We start from the raw sequence: 19,749 nt of genomic DNA on the forward strand, positions 1-19,749 counted from the left end.
GTCATTAGTGACTAACCAGTGTGTGTTTAAGTTTGCCAGGAAAGGAGATTGCCGATTGTCAGTTAAGCAAAACTATGAAGATGTTCAAGCTACCCTTCATGCTGCATGTAAACGTACGGGGAGAGACCCTGACCTTATACATATAATCGCTGTAACTAAATATGTCTCTATAGAAAGAGCAAAAGAAGCTGTTGATGCAGGGGTGTTACACCTAGGTGAAAACAGGCCGGAAGAAGCAATGGAAAAATATGATGCTATTGGTGGTACAGCTACGTGGCATTTTATTGGGAATCTACAGTCTAAAAAAGTTAAAAAGATTCTTCATGCATATGATTATATTCATTCTTTGGACAGGCTGTCACTAGCAAAAGAAATTCATAAAAGAGCTACGGAATCTGCTAAAATAAAATGTTTTGTCCAAGTGAATGTAAGCGGGGAGGCTTCTAAATCTGGAGTAACGCCAGAGGAAACATTGCCTTTTATTGAAAAATTAGCAGATTATCCATCAATTGAAGTAGTGGGGCTAATGACGATGGCGCCTTTAACCGATAATAAGGGTATACTTAGGGAAACATTTAAAAGTTTGAGAGAGCTGAAAGACACCATTGCAGCGAAAAAATTTGCACATGCCCCTTGTAAAGAATTATCAATGGGAATGTCCAATGATTTTGAGATTGCGGTTGAAGAAGGTGCGACGTTTGTTAGAATTGGTTCATCACTTGTAGGCCATGATAAAGAGGTGAAAGCATGACATTTAAACGTAAGTTCAAACGATTTTTTGAATTAGATGATGACTATGCTGAAGAAGAGGTAGAAGTAGAGGAATATGACGAAGAACCCTCTTTTACGTCCAAAGAGACAGGCCCTACGAACGACAGACGTAACGTGGTCAGTCTAAGTAGTATCCAAAGCCAAGCGAAAGTGCTGCTTCTGGAGCCACACAGTTACGAAGAGGCGCAAGAAATCGCTGATCATTTGAAGAATCGTAAAGCCGTTGTGATAAACTTACAACGCATATCAAGGGAGCAGGCGAAAAGAATTGTGGATTTTTTGAGTGGGACAGTATACGCTATTGGTGGAGATATTCAAAAATTAGGAGCTAACATTTTTCTTTGTACCCCGGATAATGTTGATGTATCTGGATCAATATCAGAGATGTTTGAAGAATGATAGATATTTTTGAGGTAGGTGAAAGTATATGGGATTAGTTGCAACGATCGTTTTAAATGCCATGCAGATATATTGGTTTATATGTATTATATATATTTTTATGTCATGGCTCCCAAACGCTCGCGAATCGGCTTTTGGACAAGGTGTTGGAAGACTCGTCGAACCTTTTTTTGAACCGTTCAGACGAATCATCCCTCCAATCGGAATGATTGATATATCTCCGATCGTGGCGTTGTTTGCTCTTAGGTTTGCGATGGATGGTGTCAGGTACTTATTTTCTTTTTTCATGTGATGTCATAAGGAGATTAAACAGGTCATGTCGTTATACGAACACTTTAGAAAAGATGAGCACCCTTTCGTTGATCAGGTTTTAGACTGGAAACGTATTGGTGAAGAGGAATATCGGCCGAAATTAACAGATTTTCTTGATCCACGTCAACAGAAGATTGTTAAGTTAATTATCGGTGATCAAGGAACGGTCCGACTTGGGTTTTGGGGAGGTCATGAAAACGCTGAAAGAAAGCGAGCGCTTCTTTACCCTGAATATATTATCCCCAATAAGGATGATTATAAGACGACTCTCTTTGAGCTAGATTATCCGAAAAAATTTAGTACACTAGAGCACAGGCAACTTTTAGGATCACTTATGAGTATTGGTATGAAACGCGAAAAATTTGGTGATATTATCTCCGATCAAGAACATTTTCAACTCATTTTGGCTAAAGAAGTGGCTGAGTATGTTCAAATGAATTTGCAAACGGTTGGAAAGACTAATGTCATGTTGCGTGAATTACCGGAAGAAAACGTGCTACCTTTTAAACAAGAGAGAGATGAGCGAGCTGTTACTGTCTCCTCTCTAAGACTAGATACTGTGCTTTCCGAGGCATTCCACATATCGAGAGCAAAAATTAAGCCGGCTGTGTCTGGTGAAAAGGTAAAGGTGAATTGGAAAGTAGTTGATGACCCATCTTATCAGCTCACAGAAGGTGACATGTTGTCGTTAAGAGGTAAAGGAAGGTGTGAAATCGTCCAGTTTGACGGAGAAACAAAAAAAGGGAAGTATCGCCTCATATTAGGTTTCCCAAAATAAGATTAACGTCATACAAAGGAATTATCCTAAATTGTGTCGAATATCAGGACATAATCAACAACTACTCGGAGGTGTTTTTCTGTGCCATTAACTCCCTTAGATATTCATAATAAGGAATTTGCAAGAGGTTTTAGAGGCTATGATGAAGATGAAGTAAATGAGTTTTTAGATCAAATGATTAAAGATTATGAAATGGTCATTAGAGAAAAGAAAGAACTTTATGACAGAGTTCAAGAGCTGGAAGAAAAGCTTGAGCACTTCTCAAATATTGAAATGACTTTGAATAAATCTATTCTCGTAGCTCAGGAAACAGCAGAAGATGTGAAACGCAATGCTGATAAGGAAGCCAAATTGATTATTAAAGAATCGGAGAAAAATGCTGATCGAATTATTAATGAAGCATTGACTAAATCTCGTAAGGTTGCCCTAGAAATAGAAGAATTAAAAAAGCAGGCGTCGGTGTATCGCATGCGCTTTAAAATGCTTCTAGAGGCGCAGCTTGAGATGTTAGGAAATGAAGATTGGGATGATTTATCTCATTCATTGAACGAGCGAGAAGAGGAAGAACATTACGAAAATATTTAATCGGTCTTGACGTACTAAAACACCTTCCCTTATACTTTAAGAAGATTTTTACACATAACCCCATGACCTACTTAGACTTTAAATCTTTTATCTTGCATTAAATAAATTGATTATTGTGGGTCATATGTGACAATGATAGTTATATAAGCGTTGAAAGGGCCAGTAAAAACATGTAGTATGGCAAAAGCGAGCCGGTGGTGGTGGAAGTCCGGTGCCAAGCATGTTTTGAATATCTCCCTGGAGCTGTGTTCTGAACGAAAAGAATTCTTTTCTAATAGGTAACACCGGATCATAACCGTTATCTGATGCTTGAGTGAGTAACTTGCTTTTGAATAAGTAAGGAGCTTATGAGGGTGGTACCGCGGGTTTACTTCTCGTCCCTTTCTGAGGGCGAGGAGTTTTTTGTTGTGAAAATACCGCGAGAACAATGATGACGACAGTAAGTTGTAAATGTGTAAAGAAAATGATTGGAGGCTATTAAATGGATTACAAAGATACGTTACTTATGCCCAAAACAGATTTCCCGATGAGAGGGAACCTTCCGAATCGGGAACCCGAGATGCAAACAGCATGGGATGAGGAAAAAATTTATGAACAAGTCCAAAAGCGAACGGAAGGACGTCCGTTATTTATTTTGCATGACGGTCCCCCTTACGCCAATGGGGATATTCATATGGGTCATGCATTAAACAAGATTTTAAAAGATTTCATCGTACGCTATAAATCGATGAGCGGTTACCATGCACCTTACGTGCCGGGCTGGGATACGCACGGGCTTCCTATTGAAACAGCACTAACGAAAAAAGGAAAAGTTGATAGAAAAAAATTAACGGTGGCGGAATTCCGCCAAAAATGCGAGGAATATGCACTTGAGCAAGTAGAGCGACAAAAAGAGCAGTTTAAACGGCTTGGTGTCCGTGGTGATTGGGATAATCCCTATGTAACCTTGACGCATGATTTTGAAGCACAACAAATTAAAGTCTTTGGTGACATGGCAAAGAAAGGTTATATTTACAAAGGTAAAAAACCTGTTTATTGGTCACCATCATCTGAATCAGCTTTGGCAGAAGCAGAGATCGAGTATCACGATAAACGTTCGCCATCAATTTATGTAGCTTTTGATGTTACTGAAGGAAACGGTGTTTTGGCAGGTGATGAGAAATTTGTCATTTGGACGACTACACCTTGGACGATTCCAGCTAACTTAGCTATTGCTCTTCATCCTGAGTTAACGTACGCTTCCGTCAAAGTAGGAGAAGCTACTTATATTGTAGCTAAAGAGCTAATTGAACAGCTTGCGAAAGAGTTTGAATGGGACCATTACGAGATCGCTCAAACATTCAGTGGTAGTGACTTGGAAAGAATAAAAGCTAAACACCCTCTTTACGATCGGGAAGCGCTTGTCATTCTTGGAGATCATGTGACCTTAGATGCTGGTACTGGTTGTGTACATACAGCTCCAGGACACGGGGAAGACGACTATCTCGTGGGGCAAACATACGGCCTTGATGTGTTATGTCCAGTAAACGACAAAGGTGTCTTTACGGATGAAGCACCAATGTTTGAAGGTTTATTCTATGATGAAGCGAATAAAGTGATCACTGAGAAGTTAGAAGAAGCAGGGGCCTTATTAAAGCTCTCGTTTATTACACACTCTTACCCCCACGATTGGCGCACGAAGAAGCCAGTGATTTTCCGAGCGACTGCTCAGTGGTTTGCATCAATTAAAGATTTTAGAGAAGATCTTCTCCGTGAAATAGAGGCGGTTCAATGGTTACCGAAATGGGGAGAAACCCGACTTTATAACATGGTTCGTGATAGAGGAGATTGGTGTATTTCTCGTCAGCGGGCTTGGGGTGTCCCTATTCCAATTTTTTATGGCGAAGATGGCGAACCAATTATTACAGATGAAACAATTGATCACGTCTCACAACTGTTTCGTGAGCATGGATCAAATATTTGGTTTGAGTGGGAAACGAAAGACTTGCTTCCAAAAGGCTTTACTTCTCCACATAGTCCGAATGGCAACTTTACTAAAGAAATGGACATTATGGATGTATGGTTTGATTCAGGGTCTTCCCATCAAGCGGTATTAGAAGAACGGGATGATCTGACACGTCCAGCAGATATCTATTTAGAAGGCTCTGATCAATATAGAGGTTGGTTTAACTCGTCCTTGTCTACAGCAGTAGCAGTGACTGGAAAAGCACCATATAAAGCTGTGATTAGTCATGGCTTCACTTTAGACGGAGTCGGAAAGAAAATGAGTAAATCCCTTGGGAACACGATCATTCCTAACAAAGTCATGAAGCAACTCGGTGCAGATATTTTACGTTTATGGGTTGCCTCGGTTGATTATCAAGCTGATGTTCGCGTGTCAGATGATATTTTAAAACAAGTGGCGGAAGTCTATAGGAAAATCCGTAATACTTTTAGATTCCTTTTAGGTAACTTAGCTGACTTTGATCCAACTACAAATACAGTAGCTTATGATAAGTTATCAGAAGTTGATCAATACATGCTCGTAAAACTAAATGACCTTGTCAGTGACGTGAAAAAGGGGTATGAAGATTATCAGTTCGCTAACGTGTATAATAAAATTCACAACTTTTGTACAGTAGAATTAAGTTCCTTCTACATGGATATTGCAAAAGACACCCTATATATTAGACATGCTGATCACATCAGTCGAAGACGAATTCAAACAGTTATGTACGAGACTCTAACGGCACTAGTAAAGCTCGTTTCTCCTATTTTATCTCATACAGCAGATGAAGTTTGGAAGCATATCCCTGCGGTGAGTGAAACGAGTGTGCAGCTAACTGACATGCCTGAAGCTCAAACATTTACGAATGTTTCTGATTTGTGCCGTAAATGGGACCGATTTATGGTTCTGCGAGATGATGTCTTAAAGGCACTGGAAGAAGCACGTGCTGATAAAGGGATTAAGAAGAGTCTCCATGCACATGTGACAGTATATGCTAGTGATGAAGATCGCACCCTTCTTGATTCAATTGAGGATCTGCATAAACTATTTATTACATCCGGAACGACAATTGCTTCTCGTGAGACAGGTCTCCCAGCAGAAAGCGTGGAGTATGAAGAAATAGCTGTTCGTGTAGAACGAGCTGAAGGCGAAACGTGTGAACGTTGTTGGATTGTGTCAACGAATTTAGGAGAAAATAATCAGCACCCAGGCTTATGTCCAGAATGTACTGAAACAGTCGTTAAACATTATTAACTAAGAATTTTGTGTCTCTAAGGTTACTTTTTCCACCTTAGAGACACTTTTTCATTTAGTTCATATGAATGAAGTCACGCACAGTAATAGTAATTATAGATAACTAACGATAATATTTGCATGAACAAAAGGGTTCATTAGCATGCTAAAAGTATATAACTTGTAGCTGCTTCTCCTGATTTCAATTGTTTGTTCTTCTACGCTATGCTAAAATGCTAAGGGTACAAACAATGATATAAATGAGATGGAGGAACATGACGTTGCGTTATTATGTTATTGCACTGGCAGTAATTATTTTGGATCAATTAACTAAATGGCTAGTCGTACAGTATATGGATTTAAGACAAAGCATACCTCTCATAGAAAATGTCCTATATTTAACATCACACCGTAATCCTGGAGCAGCATTTGGTATACTTGAAGGGAAAACGTGGTTTTTTATTATCGTGACTATCGTAGTGGTTGGGGTGATTATTTACTACATTCAAATGTATGCTAGAGGAAATACGTGGTTTGGAGTATCTTTGGGGTTATTACTTGGAGGGGCTATCGGTAATTTTATCGATAGGTTATTATTCGGAGCTGTAGTGGATTTTATTGATGTCTATATTTTCTCATATAACTATCCCATTTTTAACGTGGCAGATTCAGCTCTTGTTACAGGCGTAATCATGATGATTATACATGTTTTCAAAGAAGAAAAAAAACAGAGGAAGTCTTAATTATGACTAAACATACTTTTATTAGTGAAGAGAAAAGTACGAGGTTAGATAAATGGTTAACGAACCAAACTGAATGGTCTCGAAGTCTTATACAACAGTGGATTCAAGACGGGCATGTAGCTGTTAACGGAGAGCCTGCTAAAAGCAATTATAAAATACAGCTAAATGATGAAGTCGTCGTGGTCGAACCTGAAGTAAAAGAACTAGAAGTAAAGGCAGAAGCGCTAGATCTAGATATTATTTATGAAGATAAAGATGTTCTCGTTGTTAACAAGCCGAGAGGAATGGTTGTCCACCCAGCACCAGGCCATGCCTCTGGAACCCTTGTAAATGGTTTAATGGCTCATTGTCAAGATTTATCAGGGATCAATGGCGTACTAAGACCGGGAATCGTCCATCGAATTGATAAAGACACGTCTGGATTGTTAATGGTAGCTAAAAACGATCTTGCTCACGAATCATTAGTGGAGCAGTTAAAAAACAAAACGACAAAGCGCCGTTATGAAGCGCTTGTGTCAGGCGTCATTCCTCACGACAAAGGAACGATTGATGCGCCTATTGGAAGAGATCCGGAAGACCGTCAACGTATGACAGTAACTGATATGCATGCAAGAGAAGCAGTGACACATTTTCAAGTCATAGAGAGGTTTGCTAACTATACCCATGTGGCTTGTGAGCTTGAGACTGGGCGTACCCATCAAATAAGAACTCATATGAAATATATTGGATACCCTATTGTAGGAGATCCTAAATATGGTTCGCGGAAGAAACATGACTTTCCTATAAACGGCCAAGCATTACACGCTGAACTTTTAGGTTTCATACATCCACGAACAGGGGAAGAGATGCTCTTTCATGCGCCACTACCTGACGACTTAAAAAATTGTCTCAATCAAGCTGGGCGAAAATAAAGATTGACACGTGTCGAAACGCATGCAATAATGTGTTAAGAGATTAATATACGCCCTTTAATTACAGTCCCGAGAGGCTGAGAAGGAACCGAACGAATTAGATAGAACCTCCTTTGGTATGATGGCTAGGAGTTCATCTGATTGTTAAGCTAATACTTCCCTCTCGCCTGTCTGTGGCGTGAGGGTTTTTCATTTAACTGAAGATGATATAGAACAGGGGGACCACATGACGAAAGTAATCCTTGACGAGCAGGCGATACGTCGAGCCTTAACACGTATTGCGCACGAAATTATTGAGAAAAATAAAGGTGTTTCAGACTGTATCCTTGTCGGTATAAAAACACGAGGCGTCTACCTCGCTGCAAGACTGGCTGAAAAAATAGAAGCCATCGAAGGGGAAAAAGTGGCTACAGGAGAGGTTGATATTACGCTCTACCGTGATGATTTAACTCCTAAAAGAAAAGATGAACAGCCAGAAATAAAAGGAACTGATATAAGAACAGATGTGGCCGAGAAAAAAGTCATTCTCGTTGATGATGTTTTATTTACAGGACGAACGGTGCGAGCGGCGCTAGATGCTATTATTGACTTAGGTAGGCCGGCTCAAATTCAATTAGCGGTTCTCATTGACCGAGGCCATCGAGAATTACCAATTAGACCTGATTTCATTGGGAAAAATGTCCCGACAGCAAAATCAGAAGTTATTGAAGCAAAATTGCAGGAAGTAGATGGTGCAGAAGAAGTGATTCTCACACAAAAAACCTCCCTTTAAACCAGTCCAGTGAGGCTGAAAAGGGGTATATTCCTCCTCCTAAGTTGAAGTGGGCACTTTTACCTGGTGCTTCCCTAAGGAGTGATGAAATACCTCTTTGAGAACAGCCAAAGAGGTTTTTTTATGCGGAGGGAAGTCAATAAAAATGTTCTGTTTCCGCACATTTCACTGATCACAACAGTCATTACTGAGGAGGAACAATTATGAAACAACAAACAATTGGTATTAGAGAAATTCCTAGAGTTGATAAATGGTTCGTTTTAAGTATTCAACATTTATTTGCCATGTTCGGTGCTACTATTCTCGTCCCATTACTAACAGGATTGAGTCCTGCCGTTGCTCTTGTTTCCAGCGGACTAGGTACACTCGCGTATATTGTCATTACAAAAGGACGCATTCCAGCGTATTTAGGCTCTTCGTTTGCTTTTATTATGCCGATTATTACGGCTATTACAATCGGTGGACCAGAAGGAGCTATGATAGGTAGTTTCTTTGCAGGAGTTTTATACGGAATCGTTGCTCTCATCATAAAAGCAACTGGTGTTCAATGGCTCATGAAACTGCTACCTCCTATCGTCGTAGGTCCTGTTATTATGGTTATCGGTCTCGGCCTAGCTGGTGTCGCTATCGATATGGCGATGAACGATCCAAGCACTGGCACATATAGCGGTATCCACTTAACGGTTGCACTTGTGACATTAACGTTAACAATTTTAGGGTCAGTCTTTTTCAAAGGATTCTTCGGGTTAATTCCAATCTTAATTGGTATTGTCGGTGGTTATACTGTGGCAGTTTTCCTAGGACTAGTGGATTTTCCAGTCGTAAGAGAGGCAAGCTGGATTCAAGCTCCTGAGTTTCTTGTCCCATTTGTGACGTATACACCATCGTTTTCATGGCAGATCTTTGCTATCATGGTGCCAGTGGCAATGGTGACACTTTCAGAGCATATCGGTGACCAAATGGTGTTAAGTAAAATTGCTGAAAAGAATTTTATAAAAAAACCTGGTCTACACCGATCCATTTTCGGTGACGGTATTGCCACAGTTATCAGTTCTTTACTCGGCGGCCCTCCAAATACGACGTACGGCGAAAATATCGGCGTCATTGCCTTAACGCGGGTATTCAGCGTGTTCGTTATTGGCGGTGCAGCTGTATTAGCTATCATGTTCGGATTTGTCGGTAAAGTCTCAGCTTTAATTACGACGATCCCTTCTGCAGTAATGGGGGGGGTGTCGATCTTATTATTCGGTATCATCGCTTCTAACGGATTAAGAATGTTGATCGATAATAAAATAGATGTGGGTAAGAAAAGAAATTTAATCATTGTATCGGTTATTCTTGTCATCGGTATCGGTGGCGCCTTTATTCAACTAACACCTGAAGTTGAAGTGGCAGGTATGGCATTAGCCACGATCATCGGTATCATTTTAAACCTCGTGTTACCGGGCCGTGACCCGGTAAAAACGACGGATGAAATGTTTAAAGATATGAGTAAAGAGCATAAAGGCGACGCAGCCTAATACATCCTTTAATAAAGTCCAGTGAGACTTTCAAGGGTGTCCGAGTGAAGAAGGGGCAAGTGTATCCTCTTCTTCTTCTGGAGCACCTTTCAAAGTGAAAGGTGCTCTTTTTTTACGCCTTTAGCGATTTTCTTATACATCTCAGGTTAATAATAAATCAAATGCCAAGTAGAGGAGAGGATCTTATGAAGCAGTTAAGAACATTGAACGATCTAACTTTACCGGAGCTACAGACGATTTTATTCGAGGCGGATACGTGTAGAACATCAGAGGACCGTATGTGGGGGGAACAACCGATTGTAGCCAATCTCTTTTTTGAACCGAGTACAAGAACAAAGTGCAGCTTTGAGATCGCAGAAAAACAATTAGGCATTGACATCATTCCCTTCGATGTAAGCCATTCTAGTGTGCAAAAAGGTGAAACATTATACGATACTGCTAAAACATTAGAAGCGATTGGTTGTAAGGCCTTAATCATTCGCCATCCTGAAATGAAGTATTATGAACAACTAAACGGATTAACTATTCCAATTATTAATGCTGGAGATGGAGCAGGAGATCATCCGACACAATCACTTCTTGATTTATTGACAATCAAACAAGAATTTAACCGCTTTGATGGTTTGCATGTGGTTATTTGTGGCGATATAAGACACAGTCGAGTTGCACATACAAACGCAAAGATTTTAAAAAAGTTGGGTGCACGCGTGTCTTACTCAGGCCCTTTAGAATGGATGGATCCAGAACTGACTGAAGATGAGTATTTAACGATGGATGAAGCAGTCGTCCAGGCAGACGTCTTAATGCTTTTACGTATTCAAACAGAAAGGCATGATGGAGAAGGCGGTTATACGAAGGAAACGTATCATAGGCAATTTGGCTTGACAGTGGAACGAGAAATGCAGATGAAATCACACAGTATTATTATGCATCCAGCACCCGTTAATAGGGGGGTAGAATTAGCCGGAAGTCTCGTGGAATGCAGGCGTTCACGAATCTTTAAGCAGATGACAAATGGTGTGAAAGTAAGAAAGGCGATTCTCGCCCATGTTCTGAATTTAAAGGGGGAAAAACAGTATGATCACGTTATTTGAAAATGCGCAGTGCTATGTAAATGAGAGGGAAACAGCTGTGTTACATATTTTAACTGACACAGCATCAGGAACGATAATTAACATAAGTGATGTACCACTTGAAAACCATGATGCTGATGAAATCATAGATGTAAAGGGCAAATTACTCATCCCTGGTTTAGTAGACCTTCATGTACATTTAAGGGAACCAGGCGGAGAAAAAAAAGAAACGATTAAGACAGGGACATTAGCTGCAGCAAGAGGAGGATTTACAACGGTTGCTGCAATGCCAAACACCCGTCCCGTACCAGACACAGTGGATAACTTTACTATGATCTACTCAAAAATGAAAGAGGAAGGTCATGTAAGAGTGTTACCTTATGCGGCTATCACTGAACGTCAAGCTGGGCGTGATTTGACGGATATGGAAAAGCTCGCTTCATTAAATGCGTTCGCATTCACTGACGATGGTGTAGGCGTTCAAGAAGCCGGCACCATGTTTGAAGCGATGACTAAGGCGGCTTCTTTAGGAAAGGCTGTTGTCGCACATTGTGAAGATAATTCCTTATTATATGGTGGCGCTGTACATAAAGGGAGCTTTTCTAAAAAAGCCTCACTTCCTGGTATCTTATCGGTGACAGAATCCGTTCATATTGCAAGAGATGTCTTACTAGCAGAAGCGACAGGCTGTCATTATCACGTCTGTCATGTTAGCACAAAAGAGTCTGTCAGAGTGATTAGAGATGCGAAAAAAGCAGGCATACACGTGACGGCTGAAGTGACACCCCATCACCTTATTTTGTCAGAGAATGATATTCCAGGCGATGATGCAAATTTTAAAATGAATCCCCCTCTTAGATCAGAAGAAGACAGACAAGCGCTTGTTGCCGGGCTGTTAGATGGGACGATTGATTTTATCGCAACTGATCACGCCCCCCATACAGATGAAGAAAAAAAGCTATCTATGATTGAAGCCCCTTTTGGAATTGTTGGTTTGGAGATTGCATATCCTCTTCTTTACACAGAGCTAGTCAAAAAACAACGACTTATATCAGAAAAGCAGCTAATAGATTGGTTGACGATTAAACCAGCTAAAGCATTTAATCTCCCTTACGGAAAAGTGAAAGAAGGAGGAGTTGCAGATTTTACTGTGATTGACCGTGAATTAACTTCAGAAGTAAATCCTAACTCATTTTTCTCTAAAGGAAAAAACACACCATTCACAGGGAAGTCATTAGAATCTTGGCCTATTATGACCGTTTATGGTGGTCGAGTCATCTGGCATAAGGAGAAAAAGGAGGTAATGACATGAAACGACAGCTTATTTTAGAAAATGGTGCGACTTTTATAGGTGAAGGGATCGGTAGTGAAGAGGAAAAAAGCGGTGAAGTGGTCTTTAATACAGGAATGACGGGATACCAAGAGATATTATCAGATCCATCTTACTGTGGCCAAATCGTCACGCTAACATATCCTTTGATAGGTAATTACGGCATAAACCGTGATGATTTTGAAAGTGTTAAACCGAGTATTCATGGTCTTGTCGTTCGTGAAGCAACTGATTATCCAAGCCATTTTCGCTCACAGCTTTCCATTGATCAGTGGTTAAAGAAAGAAAAAATTCCGGGTATCCAAGGGATTGATACACGAAAATTAACACGAATGATTAGAGAAAACGGCACATTAAAAGGTTGCCTTTGCTCAATGGAAGCGGATATTTCTCAAACAGTTGAGGAGCTGAAAGCCACCCCTTTAGCAGTGAATCAGGTGTCACAGGTCTCTACAAAAAATCAATACATGAATCCAGGTAGGAAAGAACGGATCGTTTTAGTAGATTATGGTGCGAAGAAAGGCATTGTAAAAGATTTAGTGGCTGATGGTTATGAAGTTGTGGTAGTTCCTTACAATATAGCAGCCGCGTCATTATTAAGCCTACAACCAGATGGTGTTGTTTTAAGTAATGGTCCAGGAGACCCTACATCTGTACCGGAAGCAATAGAGATGGTTAAGCAATTACTAGGGAAAGTACCTATGTTCGGTATTTGTCTAGGTCATCAGCTTTTGGCACTAGCAAGTGGTGCTAAAACAGAAAAGATGACATTCGGTCATCGAGGAAGTAATCATCCTGTGAAAGACCTTCGTACTGGACAAATTACGATCACGTCACAAAATCATGGGTATACAGTGGAGGCCGACTCTATAAAGCATACTGACTTAATCGTTACCCACATCAATGTTAATGACAACACAATTGAAGGGCTAAGCCACAAGAATTATCCTGCTTTTAGTGTTCAATATCATCCAGAAGCGTCACCAGGACCTGAGGATGCTAAAGGATTATTTGAAGAATTTAAAACACTCGTTATGCAACAGAAAACGGCTAACAGGGGGAAAACATATGCCTAAACGGACAGACATTCATAAAATTCTCGTAATAGGATCTGGACCGATCATTATTGGTCAGGCAGCTGAATTTGATTATGCAGGTACACAAGCTTGCCATGCCCTTAAAGAAGAAGGCTATGAAGTTATCTTAATTAACTCTAATCCGGCTACGATTATGACTGACGAGTCTACAGCTGACAGAGTTTATATTGAACCTCTTACACTTGAGTTTGTCAGCCGCATAATTAGACAAGAACGGCCTGATGGTCTTCTCGCAACACTAGGTGGCCAAACGGGATTAAACATGGCAATGGAACTACATGAAAGCGGAATTTTAGAAGAGTATGATGTTGAAGTTCTAGGAACGAACCTTAAAGCAATACGTGAGGCTGAAGATCGGGAAGAGTTTCGTTCACTCATGAACCGGTTAAATGAACCGGTTCCAGAAAGCGATATTATTCATTCTGTAGAAGAAGCTCAATCGTTCGTACAACGTATCGGTTATCCAGTCATTGTGAGACCAGCTTATACACTAGGTGGAACAGGTGGAGGTCTCGTTTATGATCATGAGGACTTACTTGAAATTGTCTCAGGTGGTCTAGCTGCAAGTCCGGTTCACCAATGTCTCATCGAGAAAAGTATTGCAGGTTTTAAAGAAGTCGAATACGAGGTGATGCGTGATGGAAACGATCAGGCAATCGTCGTTTGTAATATGGAAAATGTTGATCCGGTTGGTATCCACACAGGTGACTCCATCGTTGTGGCTCCGAGTCAGACGTTAACAGATCGGGAATATCAAATTTTGCGCAATTCATCATTGAAAATCATTCGTGCTTTAGGGATTGAAGGTGGCTGTAATGTGCAATGTGCATTAGATCCCCACAGTGAGAATTACTATATTATTGAAGTTAATCCACGGGTTAGTCGCTCATCAGCACTTGCTTCTAAAGCAACAGGTTATCCCATTGCCAAATTATCAGCAAAAATTGCAGTAGGTTACCAGCTTGATGAATGTATCAATCCGATTACGAAAACGACGTACGCGAGCTTTGAGCCGGCACTGGATTATGTCGTGACAAAAATTCCCCGTTGGCCTTTTGATAAATTTGATGCAGCGAATCGAACATTAGGCACGCAAATGAAAGCAACTGGTGAAGTGATGGCTATCGGGCGAACATTTCCAGAATCGTTATTAAAAGCCATCCGTTCTACAGAGATGGATTTAACACACCTAGCTCACGTTAAAAAGAAAGGTCTAAATAAGGAAACCATCATTCCTCGTTTACAAAAAGCAGATGATGAGCGGATTCTTGACGTAGCAGAAGCCTTCCGATTAGGATTTTCATTAGAAGAAATTCACGATTTGACACAAATCGATCGCTACTTTTTATATCATATTGAAAAAATCATTGATTTAGAAAGAGAAATCGCTTCAACTGAATTAACGGAAGAAGCAGTATATAAAGCAAAGCGAGCTGGTTTTTCTAACGAAATAGTCGCTGACTTGGCGGGGATGACGTTAAATGAATTAGAAGAATTTTTAAGACGAGCATCTATTCGTCCAGTTTTCAAAATGGTGGATACGTGTGCAGCTGAGTTTGCATCAGCTACACCATACTATTACAGCACATACGAAGAGGAACAAGAATCTATTGTGACAAAGAAGCCTTCTATTCTTGTTCTTGGATCAGGGCCCATTCGTATTGGACAAGGTATCGAATTTGACTATGCCACCGTTCATACTGTTAAAGCGATTCAGGAAGCAGGTTATGAGGCAATTATTATTAATAATAATCCAGAAACGGTTTCCACTGATTTTGAAGTATCTGATAAATTGTACTTTGAACCGTTAACGAGTGAAGATGTGATGCACGTTATTAACCATGAGAAACCAAAGGGGGTTATCGTTCAATTCGGTGGGCAAACTGCTCTTAATTTGACTGCTTCCTTAGAAGAGAGAGGCGTAAATATATTAGGAACATCGTTAGAGAATATGGACGCGGCAGAAGACCGAGATAAATTTGAACAGAAATTAGGGGCTTTAGACATCCCGCAGCCACTTGGAAAAACGGCAACTTCAGTGGAAAAGGCTATAAGTATCGCAGATTCGATTGGTTATCCTGTATTAGTAAGACCCTCGTATGTTCTTGGTGGTAGGGCGATGGAAATCGTCTACAATGATCAAGATCTCCTAAGGTATATGGAAAGGGCAGTTAAAGTTAATGAGAAGCATCCTGTTTTAATTGATCGCTATTTGACTGGGAAAGAAATTGAAGTAGATGCAATTTCAGATGGAGAGACAGTGGTAGTTCCAGGGGTGATGGAGCATATCGAACGGGCAGGGGTGCATTCTGGAGACTCGATCGCTGTGTATCCAACACAAAATATCTCCGCAGAAATAAAACAGCAAATTGTTGATTATACTATTCGCTTAGCAAAAGGATTTCAAATAAAAGGTTTAATGAATATTCAATTTGTCATACATCATGACAAAGTATATGTTCTTGAAGTAAATCCACGTTCAAGCAGAACAGTGCCATTTTTAAGTAAAATTACTGAAATTAACATGGCTAACTTAGCTACAAAAGCTATCCTAGGAAAGTCTCTGAAAGAACAAGGTTTTGAAACGGGTGTATTACCAGAACCTGATCTTGTCTCTGTAAAAGTGCCTGTCTTTTCTTTTGCGAAACTACGAAGCGTCGATATTACTTTAGGGCCTGAAATGAAATCTACTGGTGAGGTTATGGGGAGAGATTATACACTTGAAAAAGCGCTCTATAAAGGGTTAGTGGCATCAGGTATGAAAATTCCAGCCCATGGTTCTGTCCTATTTACGCTTGCTGATAAAGATAAAGAAGAGGCAATGGTTTTGGCCCGTCGTTTCCATCGAATCGGCTATCATCTTTTAGCGACAGCAGGTACAGCGGAACGTATTCGTGAAGAAGGTATTCCGGTCACCGTGGTGGCTAAAATTGGTGAAGGGTCACCTGATATGCTTGATGTCATAAATGAGGGCAAAGCACAATTTATCGTCAATACATTGACAAAAGGAAAGCAACCTGCCCGAGATGGTTTCAGAATTCGTCGTGAGGCGGTAGAACATGGCATTGTCTGTCTAACATCAATGGATACAGCTGAAGCATTAGTCAAAGTACTGGAGTTGTTTACCTTTTCGGCTGATCCTGTGGGTCAGACGACAAAACAGACTAAGGAAGTGTTCGTATGATTGTAGAAGATATGTCGATAATTGAGCAATCTTTACGGGCACCGGGGATATACGAAATGACATTGTATGGGGAGTCGGTCAACATGATGACCACTCCCGGTCAGTTTCTTCATATAAAAGTTGAAGAGGGAATAAGTCCTTTACTTCGAAGACCAATAAGTATTTGTGATGTGAACTTAGAAAAAAAAGAGCTTTCCATTATTTATCGCGTAGAAGGAAAAGGGACGACTTTGCTTTCACGTAAGAAACCTGGCGATGTTGTTAACGTTCTCGGGCCTCTCGGCAAAGGATTTCCAATCCGTGACGAAGAGAAAGGTAAAACAGCTCTGCTCATTGGTGGTGGTGTGGGGATCCCACCTTTATATTATTTGGCTAAAAAACTAGTTGAAGCAGGGATTAAGGTGGAAACGGTCCTTGGTTTCAGAACAGCCCACGATATTTTTCTTGAAGAAGAATTCGCTTTGCTTGGTAACCTACACATCTCTACAGAAGATGGTTCTAAGGGGACGAAAGGGTTCGTGACAACGATTCTTGAGCAATCTTCTTTTCGTTATGATACTTTTTATAGTTGTGGCCCCTTACCTATGCTTAGAGCTGTGGAAGCTGCTACAGTGACACCTGGGTACGTATCGTTAGAAGAACGAATGGGTTGTGGAGTGGGAGCGTGTTTAGCGTGTGTATGTGCTACTGTACATGCGAAAGAAGGAAGTAAAGATTACCGGAAAGTTTGTAGCGACGGACCTGTTTTTAGAGCGGGAGAGGTGGTATTATGACGGGATTAAACGTGCAACTTCCAGGCCTAACACTTAAAAACCCTGTTATGCCAGCATCAGGATGCTTTGGCTTCGGTCAAGAGTACAGTCAGTTTTATGATCTAAATGAACTTGGAGCTATTACGGTCAAGGCGGTGACAGTGGAACCACGAAGAGGGAACCCAACTCCAAGAGTGGCGGAAACTGATGGTGGTATGTTAAATGCGATCGGGCTACAAAATCCAGGATTAAACCATATAATGAATCATGAATTACCATGGTTAGAAGCTTATGATATACCAGTTATCGTCAATGTAGCTGGAAATACGATCGAGGATTACATGGCGGTTACTAAGCGGGTATCCCAGGCTAAAAATGTGTCAGCTGTTGAGTTAAATATTTCATGTCCTAATGTGAAAATTGGTGGGATACAATTTGGCAGTGACCCAAACATAGCAGCTGAATTAACGAGAAAAGTAGTGGCTGTGTCAAAAGTGCCTGTTTATGTGAAGTTGTCACCGAATGTGGCAGATATCGTCAGTATGGCGAAGGCAGTGGAAGCAGCTGGTGCCGATGGGCTCAGTATGATTAATACGCTCGTAGGCATGAAAATTGATGTGAAAACAGGAAAGCCTGTCATCGCCAACAAGACTGGTGGATTATCAGGGCCAGCTATTAAACCAGTTGCTATCCGTATGATTTATCAAGTCAGTCAGGCAGTTTCAATCCCCATCATTGGGATGGGAGGGATTCAGACGGCAGATGATATTCTAGAATTTCTCATGGCAGGAGCTAGCGCTGTCGCGGTTGGAACAGCCAATTTTATTGATCCTTATGCTTGTCCAAAGTTAATTAAGTCTCTTACACAACGTATGGAAGAGTTAAACATATGTGATGTAACGGATATCATCGGAAGGAGTTGGAAGACATGCAACAGTATCCCCTCATAGTGGCATTAGATTTTCCATCTGGCCATGAGGCACTTCACTTTCTTTCTTATTTTAAAAATCGCCAGCTGACTGTTAAAGTAGGAATGGAACTCTTCTATAGGGAAGGACCTGATTTCGTCCTTTCATTAAAAGAAAAAGGACATGCAATTTTTTTAGATCTAAAGTTACATGATATCCCTACAACGGTAGAGAGAGCGATGAGACAAATTGGCGCTCTTGGAGTAGACATGGTTAATGTTCACGCACTAGGCGGCAAAGAGATGATGAAGGCTGCGGTGAAAGGGTTACAAGATAGTGTGAAAGATGGAGGAGAAATGCCTCTATGTGTGGCTGTAACACACTTGACGAGTACATCTGAAACTATGATGCAACATGAAATAGGCCTTGAAGCACCGTTGCACAACCATATTCTCCACTTATGTCAACAAGTAGATGAAGCAGGACTTAATGGCGTTGTATGTTCAGCTGAAGATGTGAAAATGATTAAACAATCCTATCCAAACCTTTATACTGTTACCCCTGGTATTAGACGAACAACAGATGTGGTTCACGATCAAGTCAGAATTATGACACCGAGTGAAGCGGCAATGGCAGGCAGTGATGCCATTGTGGTTGGAAGAGGAATTACGAGAGCTCCTCAACCGCTTGAAGCATATCATTTATACGAAAAGGACTGGAGGTCATCTCATGTTAGCGAATGAAGCAGCAAAACTATTATTAGATGTTGGAGCGGTCTCTCTTCAACCTGAGAAACCATTTACATGGAGTTCAGGCTTGAAGTCACCTATTTATTGTGATAATAGGCTTTTGATGTCCTTTCCAGAAGAAAGAAAGCGCATGATGGACATGATGGCTTCATACGTAACGGAGACGTTTGGGCCAGTGGAGGTACTTGCTGGTACTGCTACTGCCGGTATTCCTCATGCTGCTTGGATAGCAGACCGGCTTCACTTACCGATGGTCTATGTGCGTTCATCATCGAAAGGACACGGTAAACAAAATCGCATTGAGGGTGTATTGTCACCTAAACAAAAGGTGGTAGTCATCGAAGACCTAATTTCTACAGGGGGTTCATCGATAGAAGCGGCTAATGCTGTGAAAGAAGCTGGGGGCGAGGTTATCGGTATTTGTTCTATTTTTACATATGGATTGCCTGTAGCTGAACAATCTGCAGAAACTTCCGGCTATCGTCTTGCATCCCTCACTAATTATCAATCATTGCTGGCGACGGCACTTTCATTGAAGCATATTACTGAAGAAGAGCTTGAACAGTTGAAAACATGGCGACACGACCCTAAAGCATGGTCTGAAAGTCGCCGATAGATTTTAGCAGCAAAGATGATAAGAAGTTT

Annotated in this window: 18 protein-coding genes and 1 other annotated feature; all 18 genes read left to right on the forward strand. The window is 40.8% G+C overall.

The features are described from left to right. The first annotated feature begins 55 nt into the window (after window positions 1-55). The 18 genes from BK581_RS00695 to pyrE all read left to right on the forward strand — a co-directional run bounded on the left by BK581_RS00695 (window position 56) and on the right by pyrE (window position 19,720). Window positions 56-751, forward strand: coding sequence for a YggS family pyridoxal phosphate-dependent enzyme (locus tag BK581_RS00695; protein ID WP_078576161.1), 696 nt, complete (start codon window positions 56-58; stop codon window positions 749-751). Next, window positions 748-1,170, forward strand: a complete 423-nt coding sequence (locus tag BK581_RS00700) for a cell division protein SepF (RefSeq protein ID WP_078576162.1) — start codon at window positions 748-750, stop codon at window positions 1,168-1,170. Before BK581_RS00695 ends, BK581_RS00700 begins: the two co-directional genes overlap by 4 nt. A 28-nt stretch (window positions 1,171-1,198) precedes the next feature. Beyond that, window positions 1,199-1,462, forward strand: a complete 264-nt coding sequence (locus BK581_RS00705; protein WP_078576163.1) for a YggT family protein — start codon at window positions 1,199-1,201, stop codon at window positions 1,460-1,462. Window positions 1,463-1,486: 24 nt separating this feature from the next. After that, entirely contained in the window at window positions 1,487-2,260 is a 774-nt protein-coding gene (locus tag BK581_RS00710; RefSeq protein ID WP_078576165.1) for a YlmH family RNA-binding protein, read from the forward strand. Window positions 2,261-2,341: 81 nt separating this feature from the next. Next, the gene (locus tag BK581_RS00715; RefSeq protein ID WP_078576167.1) at window positions 2,342-2,845 is read left to right on the forward strand and encodes a DivIVA domain-containing protein; all 504 of its coding nucleotides are present in this window, start codon (window positions 2,342-2,344) and stop codon (window positions 2,843-2,845) included. A 141-nt stretch (window positions 2,846-2,986) separates the two neighbouring features. After that, window positions 2,987-3,230: a binding site (T-box leader), on the forward strand. A gap of 96 nt (window positions 3,231-3,326) precedes the next feature. Then, entirely contained in the window at window positions 3,327-6,086 is a 2,760-nt protein-coding gene (gene ileS / locus BK581_RS00720; RefSeq protein WP_078576169.1) for an isoleucine--tRNA ligase, read from the forward strand. 260 nt (window positions 6,087-6,346) lie between these two features. After that, complete coding sequence (lspA, locus tag BK581_RS00725; protein ID WP_078576170.1) at window positions 6,347-6,808, forward strand: signal peptidase II; 462 nt, start codon at window positions 6,347-6,349, stop codon at window positions 6,806-6,808. A 2-nt stretch (window positions 6,809-6,810) separates the two neighbouring features. Then, on the forward strand, window positions 6,811-7,719 hold the full coding sequence (locus BK581_RS00730) for an RluA family pseudouridine synthase (protein ID WP_078576172.1): 909 nt from the start codon (window positions 6,811-6,813) through the stop codon (window positions 7,717-7,719). Between the two features lie 226 nt (window positions 7,720-7,945). Beyond that, a complete protein-coding gene (pyrR, locus tag BK581_RS00735; protein WP_078576173.1) occupies window positions 7,946-8,491 on the forward strand; it encodes a bifunctional pyr operon transcriptional regulator/uracil phosphoribosyltransferase PyrR in 546 nt (181 codons plus the stop codon). A 203-nt stretch (window positions 8,492-8,694) separates the two neighbouring features. Continuing rightward, a complete protein-coding gene (locus BK581_RS00740) occupies window positions 8,695-10,011 on the forward strand; it encodes a solute carrier family 23 protein (protein ID WP_078576175.1) in 1,317 nt (438 codons plus the stop codon). A 185-nt stretch (window positions 10,012-10,196) separates the two neighbouring features. Then, complete coding sequence (locus tag BK581_RS00745) at window positions 10,197-11,105, forward strand: aspartate carbamoyltransferase catalytic subunit (protein ID WP_078576176.1); 909 nt, start codon at window positions 10,197-10,199, stop codon at window positions 11,103-11,105. Beyond that, on the forward strand, window positions 11,089-12,396 hold the full coding sequence (locus BK581_RS00750) for a dihydroorotase (protein ID WP_078576178.1): 1,308 nt from the start codon (window positions 11,089-11,091) through the stop codon (window positions 12,394-12,396). The genes BK581_RS00745 and BK581_RS00750 overlap by 17 nt, the downstream gene beginning before the upstream one ends. Beyond that, window positions 12,393-13,490, forward strand: a complete 1,098-nt coding sequence (carA, locus tag BK581_RS00755; RefSeq protein WP_078576180.1) for a glutamine-hydrolyzing carbamoyl-phosphate synthase small subunit — start codon at window positions 12,393-12,395, stop codon at window positions 13,488-13,490. Before BK581_RS00750 ends, carA begins: the two co-directional genes overlap by 4 nt. After that, window positions 13,483-16,695, forward strand: a complete 3,213-nt coding sequence (gene carB / locus BK581_RS00760; RefSeq protein ID WP_078576182.1) for a carbamoyl-phosphate synthase large subunit — start codon at window positions 13,483-13,485, stop codon at window positions 16,693-16,695. Before carA ends, carB begins: the two co-directional genes overlap by 8 nt. Next, complete coding sequence (locus BK581_RS00765; RefSeq protein ID WP_078576185.1) at window positions 16,692-17,468, forward strand: dihydroorotate dehydrogenase electron transfer subunit; 777 nt, start codon at window positions 16,692-16,694, stop codon at window positions 17,466-17,468. The genes carB and BK581_RS00765 overlap by 4 nt, the downstream gene beginning before the upstream one ends. After that, on the forward strand, window positions 17,465-18,397 hold the full coding sequence (locus tag BK581_RS00770) for a dihydroorotate dehydrogenase (protein WP_078576187.1): 933 nt from the start codon (window positions 17,465-17,467) through the stop codon (window positions 18,395-18,397). The genes BK581_RS00765 and BK581_RS00770 overlap by 4 nt, the downstream gene beginning before the upstream one ends. Continuing rightward, the gene (gene pyrF / locus BK581_RS00775) at window positions 18,376-19,098 is read left to right on the forward strand and encodes an orotidine-5'-phosphate decarboxylase (RefSeq protein ID WP_078576189.1); all 723 of its coding nucleotides are present in this window, start codon (window positions 18,376-18,378) and stop codon (window positions 19,096-19,098) included. The genes BK581_RS00770 and pyrF overlap by 22 nt, the downstream gene beginning before the upstream one ends. Further along, window positions 19,085-19,720: an orotate phosphoribosyltransferase gene (pyrE, locus tag BK581_RS00780; protein WP_078576191.1), complete on the forward strand. Its 636-nt coding sequence runs from the start codon at window positions 19,085-19,087 to the stop codon at window positions 19,718-19,720. Before pyrF ends, pyrE begins: the two co-directional genes overlap by 14 nt. The last annotated feature ends 29 nt before the right edge of the window (window positions 19,721-19,749 follow it).

Source organism: Salipaludibacillus agaradhaerens, from assembly GCF_002019735.1.
In the GTDB taxonomy this organism is placed as follows: domain Bacteria; phylum Bacillota; class Bacilli; order Bacillales; family Salisediminibacteriaceae; genus Salipaludibacillus; species Salipaludibacillus agaradhaerens.